Raw genomic sequence first — 21,537 nt, forward strand, 5'->3', positions numbered from 1 at the left:
ATTTTATAAGTTTGAATTCATCTAAAAAATAAATTGTTGGAAATCCCTTTTGAACCCATACTTTTTGGAGTAAAAATTAATATTCATCTGATATTAGAATATTTAGCTTTTTTTCTTGGATATCGTTATTACGCATATCTAAAAAAGAAATCTAACGATCATATTCTTTCAGAAAATAGACTTTATATTATTCTCGGAGCGGCTATTGGAGCTTTTTTTGGTTCAAGAATAGTCGGTTTTTTAGAACATCCAATTGTTGCACTAGAAAATTCGCTCGTATATTTATTTAATGTGAAAACCATCATGGGAGGTTTGTTTGGTGGTCTATTAGGAGTGGAAATTTCTAAAAAAATTATTGGAGAAAAACAATCTTCTGGTGATTTATTTACTTTACCCATAATTCTTGGAATTTTTATTGGTAGAATAGGTTGTTTTTTAACAGGAATTAATGAGTTTACTTACGGAAAAGAAACTTCTTTTTTTATGGGAATGGATTTAGGTGATGGTTTACTACGACATCCTTTAGCATTTTATGAATTGATTTTTCTAATCCTATTATTCTTTCTTTTAAAAAACTTTAAGAGTAAATTTTCAACAAACGGAGATCTTTTTAAAGTTTTTATGCTGAGTTATTTCGGATTTCGATTTTGTATAGAATTCTTAAAGCCAAATGAGTTTTTTGTTTTCGGATTAAGTTCCATTCAAATATTATGTATAACTTGTTGGTTATATTATTATAAGTTTATTTTAAAAGCTATGAATTATGCCCGTTAGAAAATATACCTATTACGACTTTACATTGAGTTTATGTCCTGAATGTTTAAGAAGAGTTGATGCTAAAATCGTTTTTGAAAACGATAAAGTATATATGTTAAAGCGTTGTCCTGAACATGGAAACTCAAAAGTCTTAATAGCTGATGATGTAGAATATTATAAGAATATTAGAAATTACAATAAACCTTCTGAAACACCTTATACATTTAATACGAAAACCCATTATGGTTGTCCTTACGATTGTGGATTATGTCCAGATCATGAACAACACTCCTGTTTAACAGTATTAGAAGTAACAGATCGATGCAATTTAACTTGTCCGACTTGTTACGCAGGATCTTCACCAACGTATGGAAGACACAGAACTTTGGAGGAGATAAAGAAAATGTTAGATACGATTGTAAAAAATGAAAAAGAACCTGATGTAGTTCAAATTAGTGGAGGTGAACCAACTATTCATCCACAGTTTTTTGAAATTTTAGATTATGCGAAAACGCTTCCTATTCGTCATTTAATGGTAAATACGAATGGAATAAAAATAGCAAAAGACAAAGAATTTGTAAAAAGGCTAAAAACCTACACGCCAGATTTTGAAATTTATTTACAGTTTGATTCTTTTGATGATGAGGTTTTAAAAACAATGAGAGGAGCCAAATTATCTGAAGTTCGAAAACAAGCTATAACGAATTTGAATGAAGTTAATTTATCAACAACATTGGTTGTAACACTTCAAAAAGGATTAAATGATCACGAAATAGGAGAAATTATTGAATATGCACTACAACAAGAATGTGTACGAGGAGTTACTTTTCAACCGACACAAATAGCTGGTCGATTAGAGAATTTTGATCCAGAGAAAGATCGATTAACATTAACAGAAGTTCGAAGGAAAATTTTGGAACAATCTCCAGTTTTTAATTCAGATGATTTAATTCCAGTTCCTTGTAATCCTGATGCTTTAGTAATGGGCTATGCTTTAAAACTTGGAGGAGAAGTATTTCCGTTAACACGTTATGTAAATCCTGCTGATTTATTAGATAATAGTAAAAATACTATTGTTTATGAACAAGATGAACAACTACATGGAAAAATGATAGAATTGTTTAGTACAGGGAATTCTGTAGAAGTTGCTCAAGAAAACTTAAAGTCTATTATGTGCTGTTTACCCAATATAGATGCACCAAATTTGGGTTATGATAATCTATTTCGAATAATTATCATGCAGTTTATAGATGCTTATAATTTCGATGTGCGTGCAGTAAAAAAATCATGTGTACATATCGTTGATAAAGACTATAAAATTATTCCTTTTGAAACGATGAATTTATTCTACAGAGACGATAAAAAACAACGTTTAGAAGAACTTAAAAAAGAAAGCATATGATTTTTTTAGAAGGAGGAATGTCTGGATTATGGGTACTAGTTTTACTAATGCTTGCAGGACCTGCTTTAGTTTTAGGCTTAATAGGTTTTTTATTTAGAAGAAAGAATAAGAAAGTGGCTACAGTCTTCTACATATTAGCCATTTTATATTTTATTATTGGTTGGGGAGTTTGTTCTGGAATGTAAATTTCACAGAATAGTAAAAAAATTTAAGGTTGTTTAAGGAATTGAAAAATTAGAAATTAAAAGAACAAAAAAAAGAAGCATACATGAATTTTCTAGAAGTAGGTGATTTATCAGGATTGTTTACAGCACTTATTTTAATAATGTTGGGCCCGCCTTTGGTGTTAATAGTTGTTGCTATTGCAGTTAGAAGAAAAAATAAACGAGCTTCTACCGTTTTATTTATTTTGGCAGCTTTATATGTTTTAGTTGGTTTAGGAATGTGCTTTGGCGGCATGTAATTATAATTAAAAAGAGTTAAAAACTTAAAATGTATTTTTCAAGGCTATTTTTTGTGTTGTTAACACTATTATTTTTTGTGTTTTTAACCAGTTTTAGACTTAGAAAGAAAGACAAGACAAAGGCTACAATTTTATTCTTTTTAGGAGTGTACGGATTTATCTTTCTGTTCTTTTATTTTAGATTCGTGCGAATTGGATATTTAGGCTTTCTATTTTCTATGGTTATTATTCCTGTAATGGTAATTTTAACTGGTGTTTATTACAAAGAAAAAGACAAAAAAGTATCGAGATTTCTTTATAGATTAGCTACTTTCATTATAGTAGCCTATATCGTAGGATTAGGCCTTTGTTTAAGTTTATTAATATAAATTCATGTTTTTTTTAGGTGTACATAGTACCTTAATTTTGTTGGTTGCATTTATATTGTTAGCTGTAAGTTTTAAGTTAAAAGAAAAACATAAATCAAGAGCTAAAATTGTATTCATTTTTGCTATCAGTACATTAATTATAGTACCACTAAACTTAATTAACGAGTCTTATATTTTTATTGCCATATTTTTAGGTTTACCATTGTTGGGGATTTTAACAGGCTATTATTAAAGAAAAAAGGATATAATAGTTTCTAAATTTTTTTACCGATTTGCACTATTCATTATTGTTATTTATGTAATAGGATTCGGAATATGTTTAGGAGCATAAGAATAAGATTATTACCAACATTATGAAAAAATACAATTGGGCAATTTTAGGTTGTGGATGGATTGCTGAAATATTTGCTGGAGATTTAAAAATGCTAGATAATGCAGTGTTATATGCTACAGCTTCTCGAAATATAGAAAAAGCAGAAAAGTTTGCGAGTCAGTTTGGTTTTCAAAAAGCATATGGAAGTTATAAGGAAATGCTCGAAGACGAAAACGTAGATATCGTTTACATTGCTACACCGCATACATTTCATTGTGAACATACCTTACTTTCATTACAACATAAAAAAGCGGTTTTATGTGAAAAAGCTTTTGCAATTAACGAAACAGAAGTACAAGCTATGATTAGTGCTTCTAAAAAACAAAATACATTTTTAATGGAAGCTTTTTGGACACGTTTGGTTCCTACTTTCCAAAAAGTTTTATCAATTATAAAATCAAAAGAATTAGGAGAGTTAAAAGTTGTTCAGTCAGATTTTATGTTTCATGGAGCATATAATCCAAATAGTAGGTTGTATAATTTAGATTTAGGAGGCGGAGCTTTATTAGATATTGGAATTTATCCTGTTTTTACGGCGCTTCAAACTTTAGGTGTTCCAGACAATATTATAGCGAATGCAATTAAAAGTCCGACAGGATCTGATGAACATATAGATGTTGTTTTTGAATACGAGAATCAAAAAAGAGCATATTTAAGAGCAGGATTTACTTGTGACGCGCCAAACTATTCTATTTTTCATTTTGAAAAAGGAACCGTTCAAATTTCTAGAGAAATGAATTGTCCTATTCTTATAAAAACTGAAGATGGAATTCAAGAATTAAAAGAAGATGACGGAAAAGGTTTTGGATATTATTTTGAAGCTGCACACGTTATGGAATGTTTAGATAAAGGTTTAATTGAAAGTCCAATTTTATCAAATGATTTTAGTTTAGAACTTATTCAAACTTTAGATAAAATTAGAAAAACAATAGACCTAATTTATCCCAATCACGATGGAATAAATAGGTCTATCTAGAAAAGGACCGAATCAACTTACTAAAAAACTCTCACAATATTAAAACCGAACGCAATATCCCCCCCGGCATTGCTAATGTATCCTGGTTCATTTGAAGATTGTGCATTCGTAAATAGTAATTGAAAAACATGACCTCCCGTTTCAATATCTACACCGAACGTATAGGGATTGTAAAAAATTGAATTTTCATCTCTGTTAAAATTATGAACGTACTCAGCATTTAAGCTAACACGTTTGCTTAGTTTTAAACGTCCACCAAATCCCATTGCAAACTGATTGTGATTGGCAGCTCCTGTTTCTTCTAAAATTTGTAAATTTTCTCTTACATAAGTTGGAGCAAATTGGAATGAAAAACGCTTAGAAAATCGATGCGATGCTAAAAGTTGAACCGCATAACTCATTCTATCTCCATCTTGTAATGTGTAATTTGTAAATCGGCTATTACTCAACTCGGTATTAATGTTGGCTGTGGCATAACCTACTAAATTGAAAGGAAATGAATCTGATTGCTTAGTGAATCTACTTTTTACAGCTAAAGCAACTGTTTTTTCAAAAGATTCTCTACTCAAACTAAATTGTGTGCCTTCCCAAAAACTATATAATAATTCAATTTTGGTATTCGCTTGATCTAAACCTAAAAATGTATCAAATCCATCTTTTAAAGGTCCGAATCTATGGGAAACAATTAAATACAGTTCTCCTTTGTCACCTATTTTTGTTGATTGAAGATTTCCAATCTTTAAAGTTTTAAAAGCAGGCAATTCAAATTTATTTTGTGCTTTTTTATCGTTTTTAGACTTTCCTGTTGTTTCTTCATTACTATAATCGTCTAGTTCATCAAGTAAGTCATCTTGAGCAAAAAGAGAACTTGTTTGTATAGTTAGTAAAAAGAAGAAAAGTAAAGTTATTTTTTTAATGTGCATTGGTTCAGTTTTAATTCATCTAACAAATCATCATATCCTATGACCATACCTTTTACAGTGATAGTTTGATTTTCGTTTAATGTATTTAATTTTTGGTCTTCTAGAAATTGACAGAAAACATTGTGATCTAAAATCACACCTTCATTACTAACAGATGAAATAGTACCTGTAATTTCAATAATTTTAGTATTCCATTCTGTAATTTTCGCGCTGTTCTTAGAAATAAAATCTTTTGAAGTTCCTATAAAAGAAGGCTTAATTTCAGATACTTCTTCAGGTTTTTGAAAAATATATAAATAACCTCCAAATCCTACTAGAGCGATTAAAAAAAGTGCAATTAAAAGTTTTTTATTTTTTTTCAGAAAAGTCATAATTCAAATCAATAGTAACTATTCTTGCTATTTTACGTCTTACTACACTCGGAATTTTAATATTAAAATCTCCAGGTAAAAGTTCAAATTTTGTTACTAAATTAATTTTGTCATTTACTTTAGTAACAGTTCCTTTAGTTTCAATTTCTTTACTAATGCCTTTAATAGTAATATTTCCTTTTATGTTTACCTCCTTACTACCTTGTAAAGAATTGGTGTCAAAATCTTCAATTTTACCTCTAAAGATAGCTTTCGGAAATTCGTTAGATTCCATAAAACTTTCATTAAAATGTTCTTGCATTAATGCTAATCTAAATTTAAAAGCACTAATAAATAATTGAGAAGCAATTTCACCATCATTAGTTAAAATTGCTGTGGTACTTTTGTTTAATGCTTGTACGGGTTCAAATGCATCAACAGAAGCTTTAAAACCTGTAGATCCAGTTCTTGTGTAAAATTTCTGGCTAAATATCGATTGTGAAATCAATAAAAAAATTACGATAAGTCTCATGTTATGTGTTTTTATTTTGGGTTATTTTTTTCTATTTGATTATTCTTCTAAATATCCATCAGCTCTCCATTGGCTAATAATATTTCTAGTAGATGTTGGAAGTAATCCCGATGGAGGCATAGGATTAGCCGAATTATTAATACGACCGAATAAATTTCCATTTTCAGCTGCGTTTCTAACTCGATCAAAATTTGTTAAAGCAAGACCAGCAGCAGGAGAAACATCGTCGTGACAATTTGTTGTTGCACAACTATTACTTATAATATTTTTCACATCTTTTTCATAAGTGATTTGTTCCGTAGGTTGAACAATTGGAAGTTGCTCAATTGGTACTTCAGATGTTGAGCAGCTGCTCAACACTAAAAGACTAAATAAAATAATTGGGTAAATGCGTGATTTCATTTTTGAAAATTGTTAGTTAAACTTGACTTTAATTAAGTCGTGTTATTTCGAAAATCTTAACATTTCATCTTCGAAATAAATTCTTGGACAAATGTAGTTGAGAGGCCTTGTTTTAAACTAATTAAATATAGTCAAAAGGAAATAATTAAGGTTAAAAGGGAAAAAAAACGTTTGGAAAAACGTGCTTTTTTTAAACTAATATCGAATCTAGTTAAAATTATAGATATAAATTTTATCAAATTCAAAAAACTGAAGAAATTAATTTTATAATCATAATTGAAATTATGAATCCAATATAAAAGTGATGTGTTTCTTTCTAATTAAGCCTGTAATTTTTATTTGAAGTAGCTTTCAAATACCGTATCTTTGTCGGCCATAAGAAGTTATTAGAACGAATGAAGAACATTAGAAACTTTTGTATTATTGCCCACATTGATCATGGTAAAAGTACGCTTGCAGATCGACTTTTAGATTTTACTCAAACTGTAACTGAACGCGAAAAGCAAGATCAATTATTAGATAATATGGATTTAGAGCGTGAACGTGGAATTACCATTAAATCTCACGCAATACAAATGGATTATGTTCATGAAGGAGAACAATATATTTTTAACTTAATTGATACTCCTGGTCACGTAGATTTCTCTTACGAAGTTTCTCGTTCAATTGCTGCTTGCGAAGGTGCATTATTAATAGTAGATGCGGCTCAAAGTATACAAGCACAAACCATTTCTAACTTATACTTGGCATTAGAGAATGATTTAGAAATTATTCCAGTATTAAATAAAGTAGACTTACCTTCTGCAAACCCAGAAGAAGTAACAGATGATATTGTTGATTTGTTAGGTTGTGATCCTGAAGATGTAATTCCTGCAAGTGGAAAAACAGGTTTTGGAGTGGATAAGATTTTAGAAGCAATTATAGATAGAATTCCTGCACCTAAAGGAAATCCCGAAGCACCATTAAAAGCCTTGATTTTTGATAGTGTTTATAATTCTTACCGTGGAATTGAAACGTATTTTAGAATTATTGATGGTTCTATAAAAAAGAATCAGAAGATTAAATTCATGGCTACAGGAAATGATTATTTTGCTGATGAAGTTGGTACGTTAAAATTAAATCAAGAGCCTAAAAAAGAAATAAAAACAGGAGATGTTGGATATTTAATTACAGGTATTAAAACAGCTAAAGAAGTAAAAGTAGGAGATACTATTACAGATTTTGCTAATCCAACTACAGATACTATTGAAGGTTTTGAAGATGTAAAGCCAATGGTATTTGCAGGAATTTATCCTGTAGATACTGAAGATTATGAAGAATTAAGAGCTTCTATGGAGAAGTTACAATTAAATGATGCTTCTTTAGTATTTCAGCCAGAAAGTTCAGCCGCTTTAGGTTTTGGTTTCCGATGTGGATTCTTAGGGATGTTACACATGGAAATTATTCAAGAACGTTTGGAACGTGAGTTCAATATGACAGTAATTACTACGGTTCCTAACGTATCTTATCATGCATATACAAAGAAAGAACCAGATGAGATTATTATTGTAAATAATCCTTCTGATTTACCAGATCCATCAAAATTAGATAGAGTAGAAGAACCTTTTATCAAAGCTTCGATTATAACAAAATCTGATTTCGTTGGTCAGGTAATGAGTTTATGTATTGAAAAACGTGGGCAAATTATTAATCAAACCTATTTAACTCCAGAGCGTGTTGAGTTGATTTTTGAAATGCCATTAGCAGAAATTGTATTCGATTTTTATGATCGTTTAAAAACAGTTTCAAAAGGTTATGCGTCTTTTGATTATCATCCTATAGGAATGAAAAAATCAAAGTTAGTACGTGTAGATATGTTATTAAACGGACAATCTGTTGATGCACTTTCTTCTTTATTACATGATAGTAATGCTTATTCTATTGGAAAGAGAATTTGTGAGAAATTAAAAGAATTAATTCCGCGTCAGCAATTCGATATTCCAATTCAGGCTGCAATCGGAGCTAAAATTATTGCTCGTGAAACGGTAAAAGCGTTACGTAAAGATGTAACAGCAAAATGTTATGGAGGTGATATTTCTCGTAAACGTAAACTTTTAGAAAAGCAAAAGAAAGGTAAGAAGCGTATGCGTCAGGTGGGAAATGTAGAAATTCCACAGCAAGCATTTATGGCTGTCTTAAAACTAAATGATTAAGAAATTAATCAACTTTTAAAATAAAAATTGTTAAATAAAATGAAAAGAAAATTACTTATGTTTTCGCTGTTATTGGTGTGCCTATCAATGACAGCTCAAAATGCTGTACTAAAAAAATCAAATGAACCTGATTGGAATACCATTTTAGCTTTTGGTGGAAATGCATCAGAAACTGTAGTTGAATTACAAAAAGACAACTTAGGAAATCTGTATGTTTTAGGAAGATTTTACGGTGAAACAACCATTGGAGATAAAGTGCTAAAAAGTGAAGGTGTAAACGAAAATTTTTTTCTTGCACAATATAAAACCAATGGAGATTTAGGTTGGGTAGTTCAAAGTGATAGCCAGTTAAATGGTAATGTAGAAGCTTTTCAGTTTAAAATTTATAATGATAAAATTTATGTTTTAGGAAGTTATAAAAGAGGAGATAAACTAGAAGGAACCGAATTACAAGATGTTGGGGAAAATAATTATGTTCTAGCTTCTTACACTTTATCTGGAACGCTTGAAAATACGGTTTTTATTGGAAGTGACGCTTCCGCTAGAAGAAGACTTGTTAGTCACGATTATATTAAGCCAACATTTACAATAGATCCTGATAATAATAAATTTTATGTAGCCATTATTAATGAAATTTATTCTGTGGACATTGATCTTTCAAGAGTTAATTTCGAACAATTTTTAGATATAAATGTTTTAACGAGTGATATCACGTATTTAAATAATACGATTTTAATAACAGGAATTATAAACGGAACAGCTAATATTGGTGGTTTTGTTTTAGAAGATGATAATGCGATATCAACTATTTTTTATGCTGGATTTAATTCAAATTTTAATGCGCTGTATGCAAATTCAGTAACTTATCCTGATAATAATCAAGGAATATCAAGTGGAGCAAAATTTACCATTAAAAACGATCAATTATATTTATTCGGAATTGAATTTTTTACAGAAAGTAATTTAAATGGTTTAGCGTTGCCAAGACCAACTACAGGCGGGTACCCTTTTATTGTAAATATTGATGAAAATACAGCAGAAGTTTCATCGCTAAGAATATTTGAAGAATTAAGCTATTTAAATGCAGTACAGTTTTTTAATGCAAGTTTTATTTATGATGAAAATGATCGTTTGTCTGTATTAATAAACTCAAGGAATAGTGCAAGTATTGCACATTTAACCTTTAATGCTGATGGCTCAGAAACTATTACATCAGTTGCAGATTGGCCACGACTAAAGATACCTTGTTATGGAAATAATGATGTATTGTTTACTTCAGAAGTAAATACAGATAATTATAATCTTTATTTAAGTAAGACAGAGAATGGTTCCGAAGTATGGGAAAATGAAATTTCTGGAGAAAATGCCACGAGTTCTTATGTTGTCGATGTAGATTCTGATAAGAATAATAATTACTATGCTTTATTAAGAGATGGAAGAAGATCTAATAATCTTTTTGGAACCTCTAATTTTACACTAATTAAGTCTGATTTAAATAATAATATAAGTTGGTCATGTAGTTTAAACGGTAGTTTTACAACTGCAATTAAAGGAGGAGAACAAATTAATTATCACGACGGTTTTGTGTATTTAGCTGGTTATATAACTCAAGAAATTGAAGTTAAAGGTCAAAAAATAACACCTATTACTAATGGGCAAAATAACTTAGTAATTCTTAAAATATCTGAAGATGGAGTGTTATCAGATTATGAAGTTACAGCTGTAGATGCTACGTATTATAACTACGAAGATATTACAGTTTTAGATGATGAAAAGTTACTAATTATCATTAGAGGAAGTATAGAGCTTAAAGTAATGTTATTTAATCCTGATTTAACCCTAAGTACATCTTTAGATATAGAAACCAAAGGAAATAATTTAGCAATTTCAAATTTAAGTATTAACAAAGGAGTAAATGGAAAATCGTATTTAATTGGTGAATTTGAAGGAGATGAGCTTGTCTACAATGGAACTGTTTTTGAAAAGAAAGAAGCTGACACTACTTCGAATGGTAGACATGTAATATTTGAAATTGATGATAATTTAAATGTGCTTAACGTTTTTAATTATGGGCATACTTCAAATTACAGGAATTATCCAGTTAATAGAGTAAAAATATTACCTCACAAAACAAACACTACTTATATAGTTGGTGATTTAAGTTTTGAAAATCAACCTGATTTTTCATTCAATGCTATTGGAATTGCTGATTTTAATACCAGTTATTCTGATGTTTTATATGTAGCAAAAATTAATAACGATTCAGATTTTGTGTGGGTTAAAGGTATTTCAAGTACATCTAGAATTTCATCGTATTCTTCTGATACAGATGATGAAGGTAATGTGTATATATCGGGTACATTTAAAGAGGAATTATTCATTACCGATGATGTAATTTTATATGAGGAATTTGAAAATGGAAACGAATCTTTCATCATAAAGTACAACGAGCAAGGAGAGTTTCAATGGGTTAAAACTTTTTCTTCCACAGGATTTAGTGTTCCAACTAGTATAGTAACCACAGGTCATAAAGATCAATTAATCGTAGGAGCTTTTACTACAAATTATGGAGTTTTCAATTCTAGTGAAACATTTAGATCTGAAGGAACTACGACAGGAGTTTTAGCTGTATTTGGCGATAGTGAAGTTTTAAATTTAGAAGATTTCTCTAAAGAAGCGTTAAAAATTTACCCTAATCCATCAACTGGAATTTTTAATGTAAATTTGAAAGGAGACTTTACAAATGATAAAGTTGCAGTAAAAATTTATGACTTAAACGGTAGGATAGTTTACAATAAGAAAACAACTAATTCTACAAATACAGTTCCTTTTAATTTAAGTTCAGTAACTAAAGGAGTTTATTTAGTTAAAATCACAGATGGAACTAACGAGTATCTAAGTAAAGTAGTATTAAAATAAATTAAAAAATAAATAAAGTTATTATGGAAAATTCATTCAATCCTTTTGATAATCCATCAAATAGAGTTTTGGTAGCTCAGTCAACAGAAGTAGAACGCGTTGCATTTTATAAGAAAACTTATGCTCATGTGGCTGGAGGAGTATTATTATTTGTATTATTTGAATATGTGTTGTTACAGAGTTCTGCTATTGTAGAATTCGCTTTATCAATGACACAAGGTTACAGATGGTTACTTCTTTTAGGAGGTTTCATGTTGATAACAAATTATGCAGAAAGTACAGCGTTAAAAACAACAGATAAGAATTTACAATACATGGCTTATGCAGGTTATGTATTTGCAGAAGCATTTATCTTTATACCGTTAATTTTTATAGCTATTGCTTATACAGATGGACAAGGTTTCGCAATACTGCAACAAGCAGGGATTGTAACACTAACACTTTTTGCTGGTTTATCTGCAGTGGTATTAATGACTAAAAAAGACTTTTCTTTTTTAAGATCAGCTTTAACTATAGGTTTTTTTATAGCAATTGGCTTAATTATAGCAGGATCATTATTCGGATTTAACTTAGGCTTATGGTTCTCTGTAGGAATGTGTGTTTTAGCTGGAGGATCAATTTTATATCAAACATCTAACCTAGTTCATAGATTTACTACGGAAGATTATATTCCTGCTGCAATTGGTTTATTTGCATCGCTAATGTTATTATTCTGGTATGTATTAAGAATTTTTATGAGTAGAGACTAATTATAAAAATTACTATATTTAAAAAAAGCTCGTCTAATTTTAGACGAGCTTTTTTATCTTTATAAGATAAGTTAAATAGTTAAAATTTGATTGCAGAAGCTCTAGATAATTACTTTCCAGAATTAGCTAAAATGCCAAGTTTAAAAAATGAATTGATTGCAATAAGCTCAATTGTTGATATGGAGGCAGGAACTGTTATTTTAAAACAAGGAGATTATGTAAAGTCAATTCCACTGTTAGTTTCTGGACTAGCAAAGGTGTTTAAAGAGGAGTCAGTTAATGGAAATGAGGTGTTGTTATATTACATAAAACCAGGAGAGAGTTGTGTTATGTCTGTTATCACTTTAATTAAACAACAAAAAAGTAGTGTCAAGGCAATTTTAGAAGAAGATTCCAAAATAGTATTGATTCCAGCAAATAAAGCTTTTGAAATTGCTAAAAAATATCCAAAATGGAATGAATTCATCTATGACTTATTTGATTTGAAATTTGATGAATTGCTTAATATTATTGAGATTTTAACTTTTTCTAATAAAAATGTACGTTTACTAGAATATTTAAAGAAAGAAACTTCTCTTAAAAAAAATAATACATTACAAACTACACATCAACAAATTGCTTACGAGTTAGGTTCTTCTAGAGAAGTTATCTCCAGATTGCTGAAAAAATTAGAAGTTGATGGTTTGGTAAAATTAGGACAAGGTAAAGTAACTCTTATCAGCCAAAACTTTAGCTAAACCCTTCCTTTTTTAAAACTTCCTGAAATATAATATAGTCTTGTAACAAATGTCACTGCATGAATCATGCATAGAAATTATTTTTGATTTATAAAATTCGTAAAGACATTAAACATGAAAAAAAATATGGGCGGTATCGACCGCATTGTTAGAATCTTTTTAGTAGTTGTAATAGCAGGATTGTTTTGGAAAGGAATTATTGTAGGTACTTTAGCTTATGTTTTACTTTCTTTGGCTATTGTTTTATTGCTCACTAGTTTTGTTAATTTTTGTCCTTTGTACAAGTTAATAGGACTTAATACTCTTAAAAAAAGTAGTAAATAAAATCTAACCTGATTTGAAGTGAGTTTGATATAAAAATTTAAGATGATTAAGATTATCAATTCGAGAGATTTTCGATAGAAAATTGTACCGAGAAAGACAATTTTGATTACTAAAAGATTGTTGTCGAGGTAAAATTCTTTTCCAGAATTTCACTTGAACTCAAACGAGTTAGATTATAGCTTTAATTCTTTTATTGCTTATCTAAAAAGCACATTTTTAATGATTTTGAAAATGTGTTTTAACTCTCCAGCCATTTTCTAAATTCAGATGTAGTAGCAGTGCTTGTCATAGGTTTTTCTTTGCAGCCAGTAACTGTAAGTAATAATCTATTTTTAAAGTGATTTTCAATATTTTCAATGTAATCAATACTTATAATCTCACTTCTATTAATCTTAAAAAACTTGTTTGGGTTTAGTTGTTTTAAAATAGAGCTTAAGTTCTGAGAAATCGTATGACGTTTACCGTTAGTATCTGTAGCAATACAAAAATCACCTGAAGCTTCTATTAATGTAATTTCATTAACATTTAAAAGCTGAATTCCTGTACTTTTCTTAATAACAAATCGTTTTTTATAATTGGTTTCTTCTTCCTTTAAAGCTGACTTTAGTTCTGTAATAATTTTGGTGTCTAAATTATTATAATCTCCCTTTTGAAATAACGCTTTATACTTTTCAATAGCTTTATTGAAGTCAAGTTTTGTATACGGTTTTAAAATATAGGCAATTCCGTTTGTGTTGAAAGCTTTAAATAAATATTCGTCATGAGCAGAACAAAATATAATTGGAGCTTCTAAATTAATTTCATCAAATAAATCGAATGATATTCCATCTAACAATTGAATGTCCGATAAAATAAAATCATAAGAATTTTGGAGTAACATTGTTCTCCCGTCTTTTATAGATCTAGCCCAATCGTGTTGTACTTCGATTTCAAAAAAGTCATTTAAATAATTTAATAGCTTTTTATATGCAGGAACTTCGTCTTCTAAAATTAAAATTTTCATAAGCGGTATTTTATTCAGATAGTTTAATGATAGGAATAGAAACTTTAAAGTTATGATCTGTATTTATAATACTAATTTCTTGATCGGATAATAATTGATATCTCGTTTTTAAATTATCTAATCCGGTTCCTAGTGAATCGTTTTTAACCTTAAAATTCGATTTTGTATTTACTACAGTTAAACGATTTTCATCTATAGTTATCGATGCTTGAATTGGTTGTTGTCCGTCGGGTTTATTGTGTTTTACTACATTTTCTAATAATGTTTGAATAGCACCTGTTGGAATAAATGAATCTTTAAGGCTTACATTTTTAATGACTTCAAAATCATAATCATACTCGAATCTTGTTTTTATTAAGAAGATATAATTTTCGGCAAATTGTATTTCTTTAGAAAGTTCCATAACCTCAGAATCTTTAGTTTGAATGAGGTAACGATATATTAAAGACAATCGATTGATGTATTCTTTTGCTTTTTCAGAATCTGTATCAATTAAACTATCTAAAGTATTTAGGTTATTAAATAGAAAATGCGGATCGATTTGAGAGCGTAATAACTTTAATTCGTTTTCTTTTTGTTGTTTTTCAACTTTTAAAAATTGAGTTTGTCCTTCATAAAATTTCTTGATTAATAAAATTCCCAAAGGAAACCCAATCATGTCTGTAGCATCATATAAACCTGCTTGAAGGAATAAAAGAAAATTAGGAAAATCACTCCAACTTCTTCCTGCGGTTACAAAACCTACGAGTCTATCTAAACAACCAATAGTAGTCAATACAGCCAAACTAATAAAGAAGAAAGTTGTGTATTTTTTTGCATTAATTAAGTATCTAGGAATAATAAAATACAAGAAAATTAAGATAAGTATAATAGAAGAAACTGTATCTAAAGGTAAATCAATAATGTATTCAATAAGTTTATTTTCACTTCTGTAATAATCTATTCCATTTAAAATGGTTGTAGCTCCGTATAACAAAGCGAGTAGTATCCAGTCAGATTTATTAAGTTTGGTATTCATGTGATTTTTGTTGAAAATAAAATCAAACAATATGCTATAGAAAAATTAAATATACACAGATTAATTGGCTTGAGATAAAACCAAAAGTAATAGCATTATTATCTACGATAATAAGTTATAGTATAATGTTTAATAGAATGATTAGCGTTAGGAGATTGTAAAGTAAAATTAGGGCTAGAACTTTTAAGTAAAAGCCCTAATAGCTATAATTGTTGTTGGCTTATTCTGTTATAGAAAGCTCATTCGGAATGTGTTTTTTCATAATATACATTCCATAAAATAGACAGGGTAATGTAATAATAACTGTAAAAATAGCTCCAGTTAAATCTGTTTCACTGATACCTTCTGGTTTAAAATTCACACCAATATCGTCAAGTTTTGCTGCAAAATCGATAAGCATATGAATTATAATTAATGGATAAATTCTTTTGGTTACAATTAATAAAGCTCCAAACATAACTCCAATAAAGGTTGCAAAGAAAAATTGTGAAATCTCACCGTAAACTCCTTTATCGAATTTTATAAAATGTAGTAATCCAAAAATAGTAGCTGCTATAAGTACAGATTTAATTATTGATTTTTTTGAATCACCAAAGTACTTTATCAGAAGAGGTATTAAGACACTTCTTAAACTTAATTCTTCAGCAATACCAATACTTAAACAGTAAGTTAATAAGACAATTAAGTTAGTGGTTGTAAAATTTGGAATATCATCAGCGAATAATAAATTTAATCCAACGATATAAACCAATGGAAAAATTAGTAATAATTTTTTCTCGATTTTAACCGGTCTGATACCACTAAATTTAACTAAATCTAGTTTCTTGACTATTAAGATTGAAATTATACCTAGTATAATGTTACTTACTGTTTTTGTTACTAAAACAATATTATAATTTTCAACATTATGAAAAATCAAATAACTCTTTATGTTGACGTTAATAATAGATTTTAGTAAGATTAAGATGATAAATAAAATTGTGTATTGTAATGCCTTTTTCATAGTAATTAGTTGTTGTTATCTATTCTATTTTGTTCTTCTTCAGATGCATTTCTTTTTGCTTTTTTCTTTCCGAATCTAGATCCGAAACTATACGTTAATCGTAGTTGAACATTTTGACGAGATCCGTTACTTTCAATATTAGCATCAATATTATCGTAATTAACAGTACCAACAAAACCTCTGTTCAATACTTTGTTAATGCCTAAGTTAACTTTTAACTTGTCATCTAAGAACTTTTTACCAAAAGAGAAACTTAAATCTCCTATCCAACCAGCATCAATTTGTCCTTCTAAAGCTCCAGTACCAAAGTAACTAGACATTTCCGCATTAATATCCCAAGGTAATTTGTAACTAGCTTGCGTATACCAACCTAAATTCCATTTAGATAAAAATAAGTTCGGACTTAATTCATTTGATTCAAATTTGTTGTAATCTACAATGAAACCTGTAAATCCGTCAAGATTTTCAATAAAGCTTAAAGGTCCGAATAATCTGAAGTTCCAGTTTTGTCTATCTTGAAGATTAATGGTTGTTCTAGAAATTTGTGCTGTTGCATCATCTTGTGAGATAAATAAGAATAAATCGTCACTAGTTTCACTATAACTTACGGTAAAAAAAGGTTGATTATCAAAAGTTAAATTAAACTGTAAGTTGTTTGTAAATGCTGGTTTTAAAGCTGGGTTACCAACTTCAGAAGTTAAAGGATCGTAAAGAGTAACAAAAGAATTTAAACTATTATAGTTTGGTCTTCTAATTCTATAACTATATGCAACATTTGCTCCTAACTTTTCTGTAAGTTTTTTGCTTAAAGAAGCACTTGGGAAAAGTTGAGAAATAATTCGAGTTCTAGTTTCATCAGTAGATGTAGATGTTCCTCTGGTATCACTGTTTTCGTATCGAACACCTGCAGATAAAGACCAATCACTCCATTTATAATTTACTTTTGTGTATAGTGCAAAAATTCTTTCATCGATAATAAAACGATTGCTATCATCAGCTTGAAAATCGAAATCACCACTAGCATTTTGCGTAAATAATTTTAGGTCGCTATCTGTATCTACATCAGAAAATTTAGAACCAAAACTAACTTTAAATTCATCTGTAATATTTTTATTGTAATCAGCTTTAATAGTTTTAATGGTGTATTTTCCATCTTGTAAGTATCGTTGATTAACAAATGGTACAGTATTACCATCTACATCTTCAATGGTATTTATATTTTCATTAATAAAGTTTACATAATTAAAGTCTAAAATAAACTTATCATGATCTGATTTAAATTCATAATACGGATTAATACTAAATGTATTTCGTTCTCTATCAAAAGAGTTTTCAGTTACAAAACGTTCCATATTAGTTGAAGAACGCACTTCAGTATTACTACTACCAACTCTATCAGACATTGTGTTGTTATATCGAGTACTAAAACCAATAGTGTTTTTATCATTAATATAGTAGTCAATACTACCAGACAACCAAGTGTTTTTTGGGTCGAAAGGTTCAATAGTTGCTTGGTCATAAGTAACTGTTTCATTTGTTCCTGGATCTACAACTCTACGATTGATAAAAAGATCGTTTCTCCATGTTGGTGCAGAATATCCAGTACTTAATTGCCAATTTAATTTGTTTTTATAACTAGCAATAGAAGCATTAGCACCATATTCAATTCCTTCATCTTCACCAACCCAAACTCCAACAGATCCGTGAGTTCCTAAACGAACATTCTTTTTTAAGATGATATTTATAATTGGACCAGAACCTTCTGCATCAAATTCAGCTCCAGGTTGTTCTATTAATTCTACTTTAGCAATATTATCGGCAGGTAAGTTTTGTAATAGAGTTTCTACATCCATATAGTCAGTAGTTTTTCCATTAATCAAAATTCGAATGTCCGATCGTCCGGCAAAATTAATTCCATTATTGGTTACAATAACTCCAGGAACTCTTTTTACGACATCTTGTAAATTACTATTCAGCATTTCAGATTTTTCTAAATCTAAAACTAATTTTTCTGCGGTTTGCCTAATTACAGGTCTTTTACTTTGTATAACAACTTCATCAAGAGATTCATTTTCTTCTTCTAAAGTAAAATTGAAAGTTTTATTACTGTTTAATTCAAAAGCTTTAAGGTTTTTAGTTTTAAAGCCTAACATAGATATTTCAATTGTATATGTTCCTTTTTTCACTTTTTCAAAAGAATATTTTCCATTATCATCTGAAACCATTCCTTTAGGAAGTGCACCTTTTTCTTTACTTAATAGAATAACATTGGCAAAAGGTAAAGGTTGATTCTGTTTGTCAGTTATTTTTCCATTAATAGAAAATTGAGCTGACAGGTTAAAAGAACTAATAAAAAGTAAGAATAGTAGTTGTTTAAATAATTTCATAATTGAATTTTTATTTTTTAAAGACAATTCAAAACTATAATTGTTACAAGGTATATGAAATGTAAAACTGTTGAATTGGGATAAAAATAGGTTGAAACAGACTTTTATAAAGTCAATCTATATTATTCCAAATCTTTAGCTAATAATCAATAGTTTATAGGAAGTTGATGAAATTGCTTTAATATTCTGTTTAAATCTTTATTAATAATGTAGTGATCTTATTGATTAACATGTGTTTATAAGTGTTTTTTTATGTGAAAATCTGCATATTAGTTGCAATAATTTGAATAAGAGTATGTATATTTGGTTAACCAATTTAATTAACCAAAATCCCCTATTATATGAAAACTTACTTAATTCCCTTAAAAACAATAGCTAACCATTGTAGTCCTAAATTAATAATATGATAAATGGATAGCATTCTAATTAGATGCACCATGTGGTAGCTGTTGCTTAACACAGCATAATTTATCCGGATATTTTATTGAAAAGTATGAAGTCTTTTTAGGCTTTATAGTAGTATTTATTGATAGCTTTTAAAATGTAAGTTTTATAGGCCTAGCTAACCTTATATCTCATTTTAACTATCTCCCAACCAATTTTTTTTAATAGAAAACATGAAAACAAACTTTAAGTTGTTGGTATTGTATGTGCTAACAATGTCTTTAACGTGCACTGCACAAAAAATTAAACCTAGAGAACGTATTTTATCAGCTCAATCTGAAGGACAGAAATTTGAAGAAATAAATCTTTTTAATTTCGGAAAGAATAGTAGAAGGAAACAACGAATCAAGATTCCTAAAGAATTGAAAAACTATGAATTATTATCGTTGAGTTCTCGCGTAATGGGACGTTTTTCGAATTCAAATTCATCTCCTGAAGCTATGATTTTGCCTTTGCCCAATAAATCGTCTACAATGATTTTACAATTGGTAAAAGTTTCTCTTAAGTCAGATGATTATTCTTCAAAAGAATTACCATCTAAACAAATAACTAAACCTTTAGAAATTACTCATTATCGAGGAATTATAAAAAATGAAAGTAATTCGAGAGTTGCTATGTCTATTCGAAATGGTGAAATATACGGTTATATAAGCCTAGATGATAAAGTAGGGAATTTTGTTTTAGGAAAAATTAAAGGAAGTAACGAACATATTCTTTATGAAGATAAAGATATAAGTCACTTAAATGATTTTAAATGTCAAATAGAAAAATTACATCATCTTAAAGCGCCTAAAGAATTAGAAAAAAAGAGTAAACAACCAGCAGCAAATGCAGGTAAATGCCCAAAAATCTTTTTTGATATTGCGAATGATGTGGTAAGAGATAAAGGAGGGGCAAGTGCTGCGTCAGCTTTTGTTGAAGCTATGTTCAATCAAGTTGCTATTCTTTATAATGATGAAGGAGTTAATTTGAAACTTTCAGGAATTAGATCTTGGACTTCAACAGCGCCTTTTAATGACCTAGATAGCTATAGAAGCTACAGAAATAGAAACGGATTTAATGGTGATTTAGGCCATTTTGTAACCTATAATTATTCAGGAGGAGTTGCTTGGGTTAATGCACTTTGTGGCTCGTATCGTTATGGTTTATCTGGTATTTATAGAAATTATTCGAATGTACCTCGTTACTCGTGGAATATTTCAACAATTGCTCACGAACTAGGACATAATTTTGGTTCTAGTCATACACATGCTTGTGTTTGGAATGGAAATAATACTGCTATCGATGGTTGTTATCAAACAGAAGGAAATTGTAGTAGACCAGGAGCTCCTTCAGACGGAGGAACAATCATGAGTTATTGTCATCTTAATAGTGTAGGAACAAACCTTAGAAAAGGATTTGGTTCACAGCCTGCAAGTGTGATACGAAGAAGTATTAACAGAGCAAGTTGTGTGGATTCGTGTTCAGACAACGGAGGAGGAGGTAATGGAGATGAAGTGAGTTGTGCGGGAGTTAACAATTGGGCAGAGAATACAAATTATACAGCTGGAGATAAAGTAGTATATAATGGTAGACTGTTTGAAAGAACTGGGAATAACGACTGGAATGATTTAGGAGCCTGTAGTAGCGATAATTGTTATGGCGTAGATGAATGGACTAGTGAAGCCAATTACAAAGATGGAGATTTAGTTGTTTATCAAGGTAATTTATTTAAAAGAGAAAATAACGATTGGACAGGTTTAGGTTCTTGTGATAATCAAAATGGAGATCCATGTTCAGGAATTGATCCTTGGCAAGAAAATACAAACTATCAGGCAGGAGATAAAGTTATTTACCAAGGAAAAGCATTCGAATGGAATGGAGCTGAATGGATAGAATTAGCAACTTGTTCTTCACAACCAGGAATCAAATTAAACTCTCTAAGTAAAAATAACTTTAAAAAAATTGCTCTTAATGTGTATCCCAATCCTGTAAAGGAATTTTTAAACTTCAAAGTAAAACACATGAAAGCTAAAGAAACTAAAGTAAGTCTTAGAAACATCTTAGGGAAGTTAGTATTAACTAAACAAGTTAACAGAATTTCTCCAGGAGCTACAGTTTCAGAAAAAATTGATGTAAAAGCTTTGCCTAAAGGAATCTATCTATTAAAAATTACGAATGGAAAAACAAGTGTTGCTAAAAGAGTTATGATAAAATAAGAATACTATCAACTAAAA

General features: G+C 29.3%; 20 protein-coding genes. 12 read left to right on the forward strand and 8 right to left on the reverse strand.

The window, feature by feature from the left end; genetic code table 11:
• Window positions 1-36 precede the first annotated feature (36 nt).
• From AQ1685_RS02610 to AQ1685_RS02635, 6 genes are all read left to right on the forward strand, one after another.
• Window positions 37-774: a prolipoprotein diacylglyceryl transferase gene (locus AQ1685_RS02610; RefSeq protein ID WP_095069177.1), complete on the forward strand. Its 738-nt coding sequence runs from the start codon at window positions 37-39 to the stop codon at window positions 772-774.
• Window positions 764-2,158, forward strand: coding sequence for a radical SAM protein (locus AQ1685_RS02615; RefSeq protein ID WP_095069178.1), 1,395 nt, complete (start codon window positions 764-766; stop codon window positions 2,156-2,158). The genes AQ1685_RS02610 and AQ1685_RS02615 overlap by 11 nt, the downstream gene beginning before the upstream one ends.
• Complete coding sequence (locus tag AQ1685_RS02620; protein WP_095069179.1) at window positions 2,155-2,343, forward strand: LPXTG cell wall anchor domain-containing protein; 189 nt, start codon at window positions 2,155-2,157, stop codon at window positions 2,341-2,343. Before AQ1685_RS02615 ends, AQ1685_RS02620 begins: the two co-directional genes overlap by 4 nt.
• Window positions 2,344-2,426: 83 nt before the next feature.
• Window positions 2,427-2,621 carry a hypothetical protein gene (locus AQ1685_RS02625; protein ID WP_095069181.1) on the forward strand — a complete coding sequence of 65 codons (195 nt, stop codon included), beginning with the start codon at window positions 2,427-2,429 and terminating at the stop codon, window positions 2,619-2,621.
• A gap of 77 nt (window positions 2,622-2,698) precedes the next feature.
• Window positions 2,699-2,989 (forward strand): hypothetical protein, encoded by a 291-nt coding sequence (locus tag AQ1685_RS02630; RefSeq protein WP_095069183.1) that lies wholly within the window; start codon window positions 2,699-2,701, stop codon window positions 2,987-2,989.
• Window positions 2,990-3,342: 353 nt separating this feature from the next.
• Window positions 3,343-4,338, forward strand: coding sequence for a Gfo/Idh/MocA family protein (locus AQ1685_RS02635; protein WP_095069187.1), 996 nt, complete (start codon window positions 3,343-3,345; stop codon window positions 4,336-4,338).
• Between the two features lie 20 nt (window positions 4,339-4,358).
• Here the strand turns inward: AQ1685_RS02635 and AQ1685_RS02640 are convergent, their stop codons facing one another.
• From AQ1685_RS02640 to AQ1685_RS02655, 4 genes are read right to left on the reverse strand one after another with little or no spacing between them, the layout of a single operon-like run.
• Window positions 4,359-5,261 carry a DUF5777 family beta-barrel protein gene (locus AQ1685_RS02640; RefSeq protein ID WP_095069189.1) on the reverse strand — a complete coding sequence of 301 codons (903 nt, stop codon included), beginning with the start codon at window positions 5,259-5,261 and terminating at the stop codon, window positions 4,359-4,361.
• Window positions 5,243-5,632 carry a hypothetical protein gene (locus AQ1685_RS02645; protein ID WP_095069191.1) on the reverse strand — a complete coding sequence of 130 codons (390 nt, stop codon included), beginning with the start codon at window positions 5,630-5,632 and terminating at the stop codon, window positions 5,243-5,245. Before AQ1685_RS02645 ends, AQ1685_RS02640 begins: the two co-directional genes overlap by 19 nt.
• Complete coding sequence (locus AQ1685_RS02650; protein WP_095069193.1) at window positions 5,610-6,143, reverse strand: YceI family protein; 534 nt, start codon at window positions 6,141-6,143, stop codon at window positions 5,610-5,612. The genes AQ1685_RS02645 and AQ1685_RS02650 overlap by 23 nt, the downstream gene beginning before the upstream one ends.
• Before the next feature lie 39 nt (window positions 6,144-6,182).
• Complete coding sequence (locus tag AQ1685_RS02655; RefSeq protein WP_157730060.1) at window positions 6,183-6,545, reverse strand: hypothetical protein; 363 nt, start codon at window positions 6,543-6,545, stop codon at window positions 6,183-6,185.
• A 395-nt stretch (window positions 6,546-6,940) separates the two neighbouring features.
• Here AQ1685_RS02655 and lepA point away from each other — a divergent pair, with 395 nt between their 5' ends.
• From lepA to AQ1685_RS02680, 5 genes are all read left to right on the forward strand, one after another.
• Entirely contained in the window at window positions 6,941-8,737 is a 1,797-nt protein-coding gene (gene lepA / locus AQ1685_RS02660; protein ID WP_095069197.1) for a translation elongation factor 4, read from the forward strand.
• An 87-nt stretch (window positions 8,738-8,824) separates the two neighbouring features.
• On the forward strand, window positions 8,825-11,656 hold the full coding sequence (locus tag AQ1685_RS02665; RefSeq protein ID WP_157730061.1) for a T9SS type A sorting domain-containing protein: 2,832 nt from the start codon (window positions 8,825-8,827) through the stop codon (window positions 11,654-11,656).
• Window positions 11,657-11,679: 23 nt separating this feature from the next.
• Window positions 11,680-12,405 (forward strand): Bax inhibitor-1/YccA family protein, encoded by a 726-nt coding sequence (locus AQ1685_RS02670; RefSeq protein ID WP_095069201.1) that lies wholly within the window; start codon window positions 11,680-11,682, stop codon window positions 12,403-12,405.
• Window positions 12,406-12,491: 86 nt separating this feature from the next.
• Window positions 12,492-13,142: a Crp/Fnr family transcriptional regulator gene (locus tag AQ1685_RS02675; protein WP_095069203.1), complete on the forward strand. Its 651-nt coding sequence runs from the start codon at window positions 12,492-12,494 to the stop codon at window positions 13,140-13,142.
• 114 nt (window positions 13,143-13,256) lie between these two features.
• Window positions 13,257-13,466 (forward strand): YgaP family membrane protein, encoded by a 210-nt coding sequence (locus AQ1685_RS02680; RefSeq protein WP_095069205.1) that lies wholly within the window; start codon window positions 13,257-13,259, stop codon window positions 13,464-13,466.
• A gap of 238 nt (window positions 13,467-13,704) precedes the next feature.
• Here AQ1685_RS02680 and AQ1685_RS02685 read toward each other — a convergent pair whose 3' ends face one another.
• The 4 genes from AQ1685_RS02685 to AQ1685_RS02700 all read right to left on the reverse strand — a co-directional run bounded on the left by AQ1685_RS02685 (window position 13,705) and on the right by AQ1685_RS02700 (window position 18,877).
• Window positions 13,705-14,469, reverse strand: a complete 765-nt coding sequence (locus AQ1685_RS02685) for a LytR/AlgR family response regulator transcription factor (RefSeq protein ID WP_095069207.1) — start codon at window positions 14,467-14,469, stop codon at window positions 13,705-13,707.
• A 10-nt stretch (window positions 14,470-14,479) separates the two neighbouring features.
• On the reverse strand, window positions 14,480-15,487 hold the full coding sequence (locus AQ1685_RS02690; RefSeq protein ID WP_095069208.1) for a sensor histidine kinase: 1,008 nt from the start codon (window positions 15,485-15,487) through the stop codon (window positions 14,480-14,482).
• A 220-nt stretch (window positions 15,488-15,707) separates the two neighbouring features.
• Window positions 15,708-16,490: a CPBP family intramembrane glutamic endopeptidase gene (locus tag AQ1685_RS02695; protein ID WP_095069209.1), complete on the reverse strand. Its 783-nt coding sequence runs from the start codon at window positions 16,488-16,490 to the stop codon at window positions 15,708-15,710.
• A gap of 5 nt (window positions 16,491-16,495) precedes the next feature.
• Entirely contained in the window at window positions 16,496-18,877 is a 2,382-nt protein-coding gene (locus AQ1685_RS02700; RefSeq protein ID WP_095069210.1) for an outer membrane beta-barrel protein, read from the reverse strand.
• Window positions 18,878-19,536: 659 nt separating this feature from the next.
• On the opposite strand from AQ1685_RS02700, the gene AQ1685_RS02705 reads away from it, so the two are divergent.
• Window positions 19,537-21,519: a M12 family metallo-peptidase gene (locus tag AQ1685_RS02705; protein ID WP_162288546.1), complete on the forward strand. Its 1,983-nt coding sequence runs from the start codon at window positions 19,537-19,539 to the stop codon at window positions 21,517-21,519.
• Window positions 21,520-21,537: the final 18 nt, after the last annotated feature.

Origin of the sequence: Tenacibaculum jejuense, assembly GCF_900198195.1 — a bacterium.
GTDB classification, from domain to species: domain Bacteria; phylum Bacteroidota; class Bacteroidia; order Flavobacteriales; family Flavobacteriaceae; genus Polaribacter; species Polaribacter jejuensis.

Bases quoted from the DNA above. Each gene is read 5' to 3' on its own strand.
- AQ1685_RS02615 (WP_095069178.1), top strand. From the start codon at position 764: ATGCCCGTTAGAAAATATACCTATTACGACTTTACATTGAGTTTATGT.
- AQ1685_RS02620 (WP_095069179.1), top strand. From the start codon at position 2,155: ATGATTTTTTTAGAAGGAGGAATGTCTGGATTATGGGTACTAGTTTTA.
- AQ1685_RS02625 (WP_095069181.1), top strand. From the start codon at position 2,427: ATGAATTTTCTAGAAGTAGGTGATTTATCAGGATTGTTTACAGCACTT.
- AQ1685_RS02635 (WP_095069187.1), top strand. From the start codon at position 3,343: ATGAAAAAATACAATTGGGCAATTTTAGGTTGTGGATGGATTGCTGAA.
- AQ1685_RS02640 (WP_095069189.1), bottom strand. From the start codon at position 5,261: ATGCACATTAAAAAAATAACTTTACTTTTCTTCTTTTTACTAACTATA.
- AQ1685_RS02645 (WP_095069191.1), bottom strand. From the start codon at position 5,632: ATGACTTTTCTGAAAAAAAATAAAAAACTTTTAATTGCACTTTTTTTA.
- AQ1685_RS02650 (WP_095069193.1), bottom strand. From the start codon at position 6,143: ATGAGACTTATCGTAATTTTTTTATTGATTTCACAATCGATATTTAGC.
- AQ1685_RS02655 (WP_157730060.1), bottom strand. From the start codon at position 6,545: ATGAAATCACGCATTTACCCAATTATTTTATTTAGTCTTTTAGTGTTG.
- lepA (WP_095069197.1), top strand. From the start codon at position 6,941: ATGAAGAACATTAGAAACTTTTGTATTATTGCCCACATTGATCATGGT.
- AQ1685_RS02665 (WP_157730061.1), top strand. From the start codon at position 8,825: ATGACAGCTCAAAATGCTGTACTAAAAAAATCAAATGAACCTGATTGG.
- AQ1685_RS02670 (WP_095069201.1), top strand. From the start codon at position 11,680: ATGGAAAATTCATTCAATCCTTTTGATAATCCATCAAATAGAGTTTTG.
- AQ1685_RS02680 (WP_095069205.1), top strand. From the start codon at position 13,257: ATGAAAAAAAATATGGGCGGTATCGACCGCATTGTTAGAATCTTTTTA.
- AQ1685_RS02685 (WP_095069207.1), bottom strand. From the start codon at position 14,469: ATGAAAATTTTAATTTTAGAAGACGAAGTTCCTGCATATAAAAAGCTA.
- AQ1685_RS02690 (WP_095069208.1), bottom strand. From the start codon at position 15,487: ATGAATACCAAACTTAATAAATCTGACTGGATACTACTCGCTTTGTTA.
- AQ1685_RS02695 (WP_095069209.1), bottom strand. From the start codon at position 16,490: ATGAAAAAGGCATTACAATACACAATTTTATTTATCATCTTAATCTTA.
- AQ1685_RS02700 (WP_095069210.1), bottom strand. From the start codon at position 18,877: ATGAAATTATTTAAACAACTACTATTCTTACTTTTTATTAGTTCTTTT.
- AQ1685_RS02705 (WP_162288546.1), top strand. From the start codon at position 19,537: ATGTCTTTAACGTGCACTGCACAAAAAATTAAACCTAGAGAACGTATT.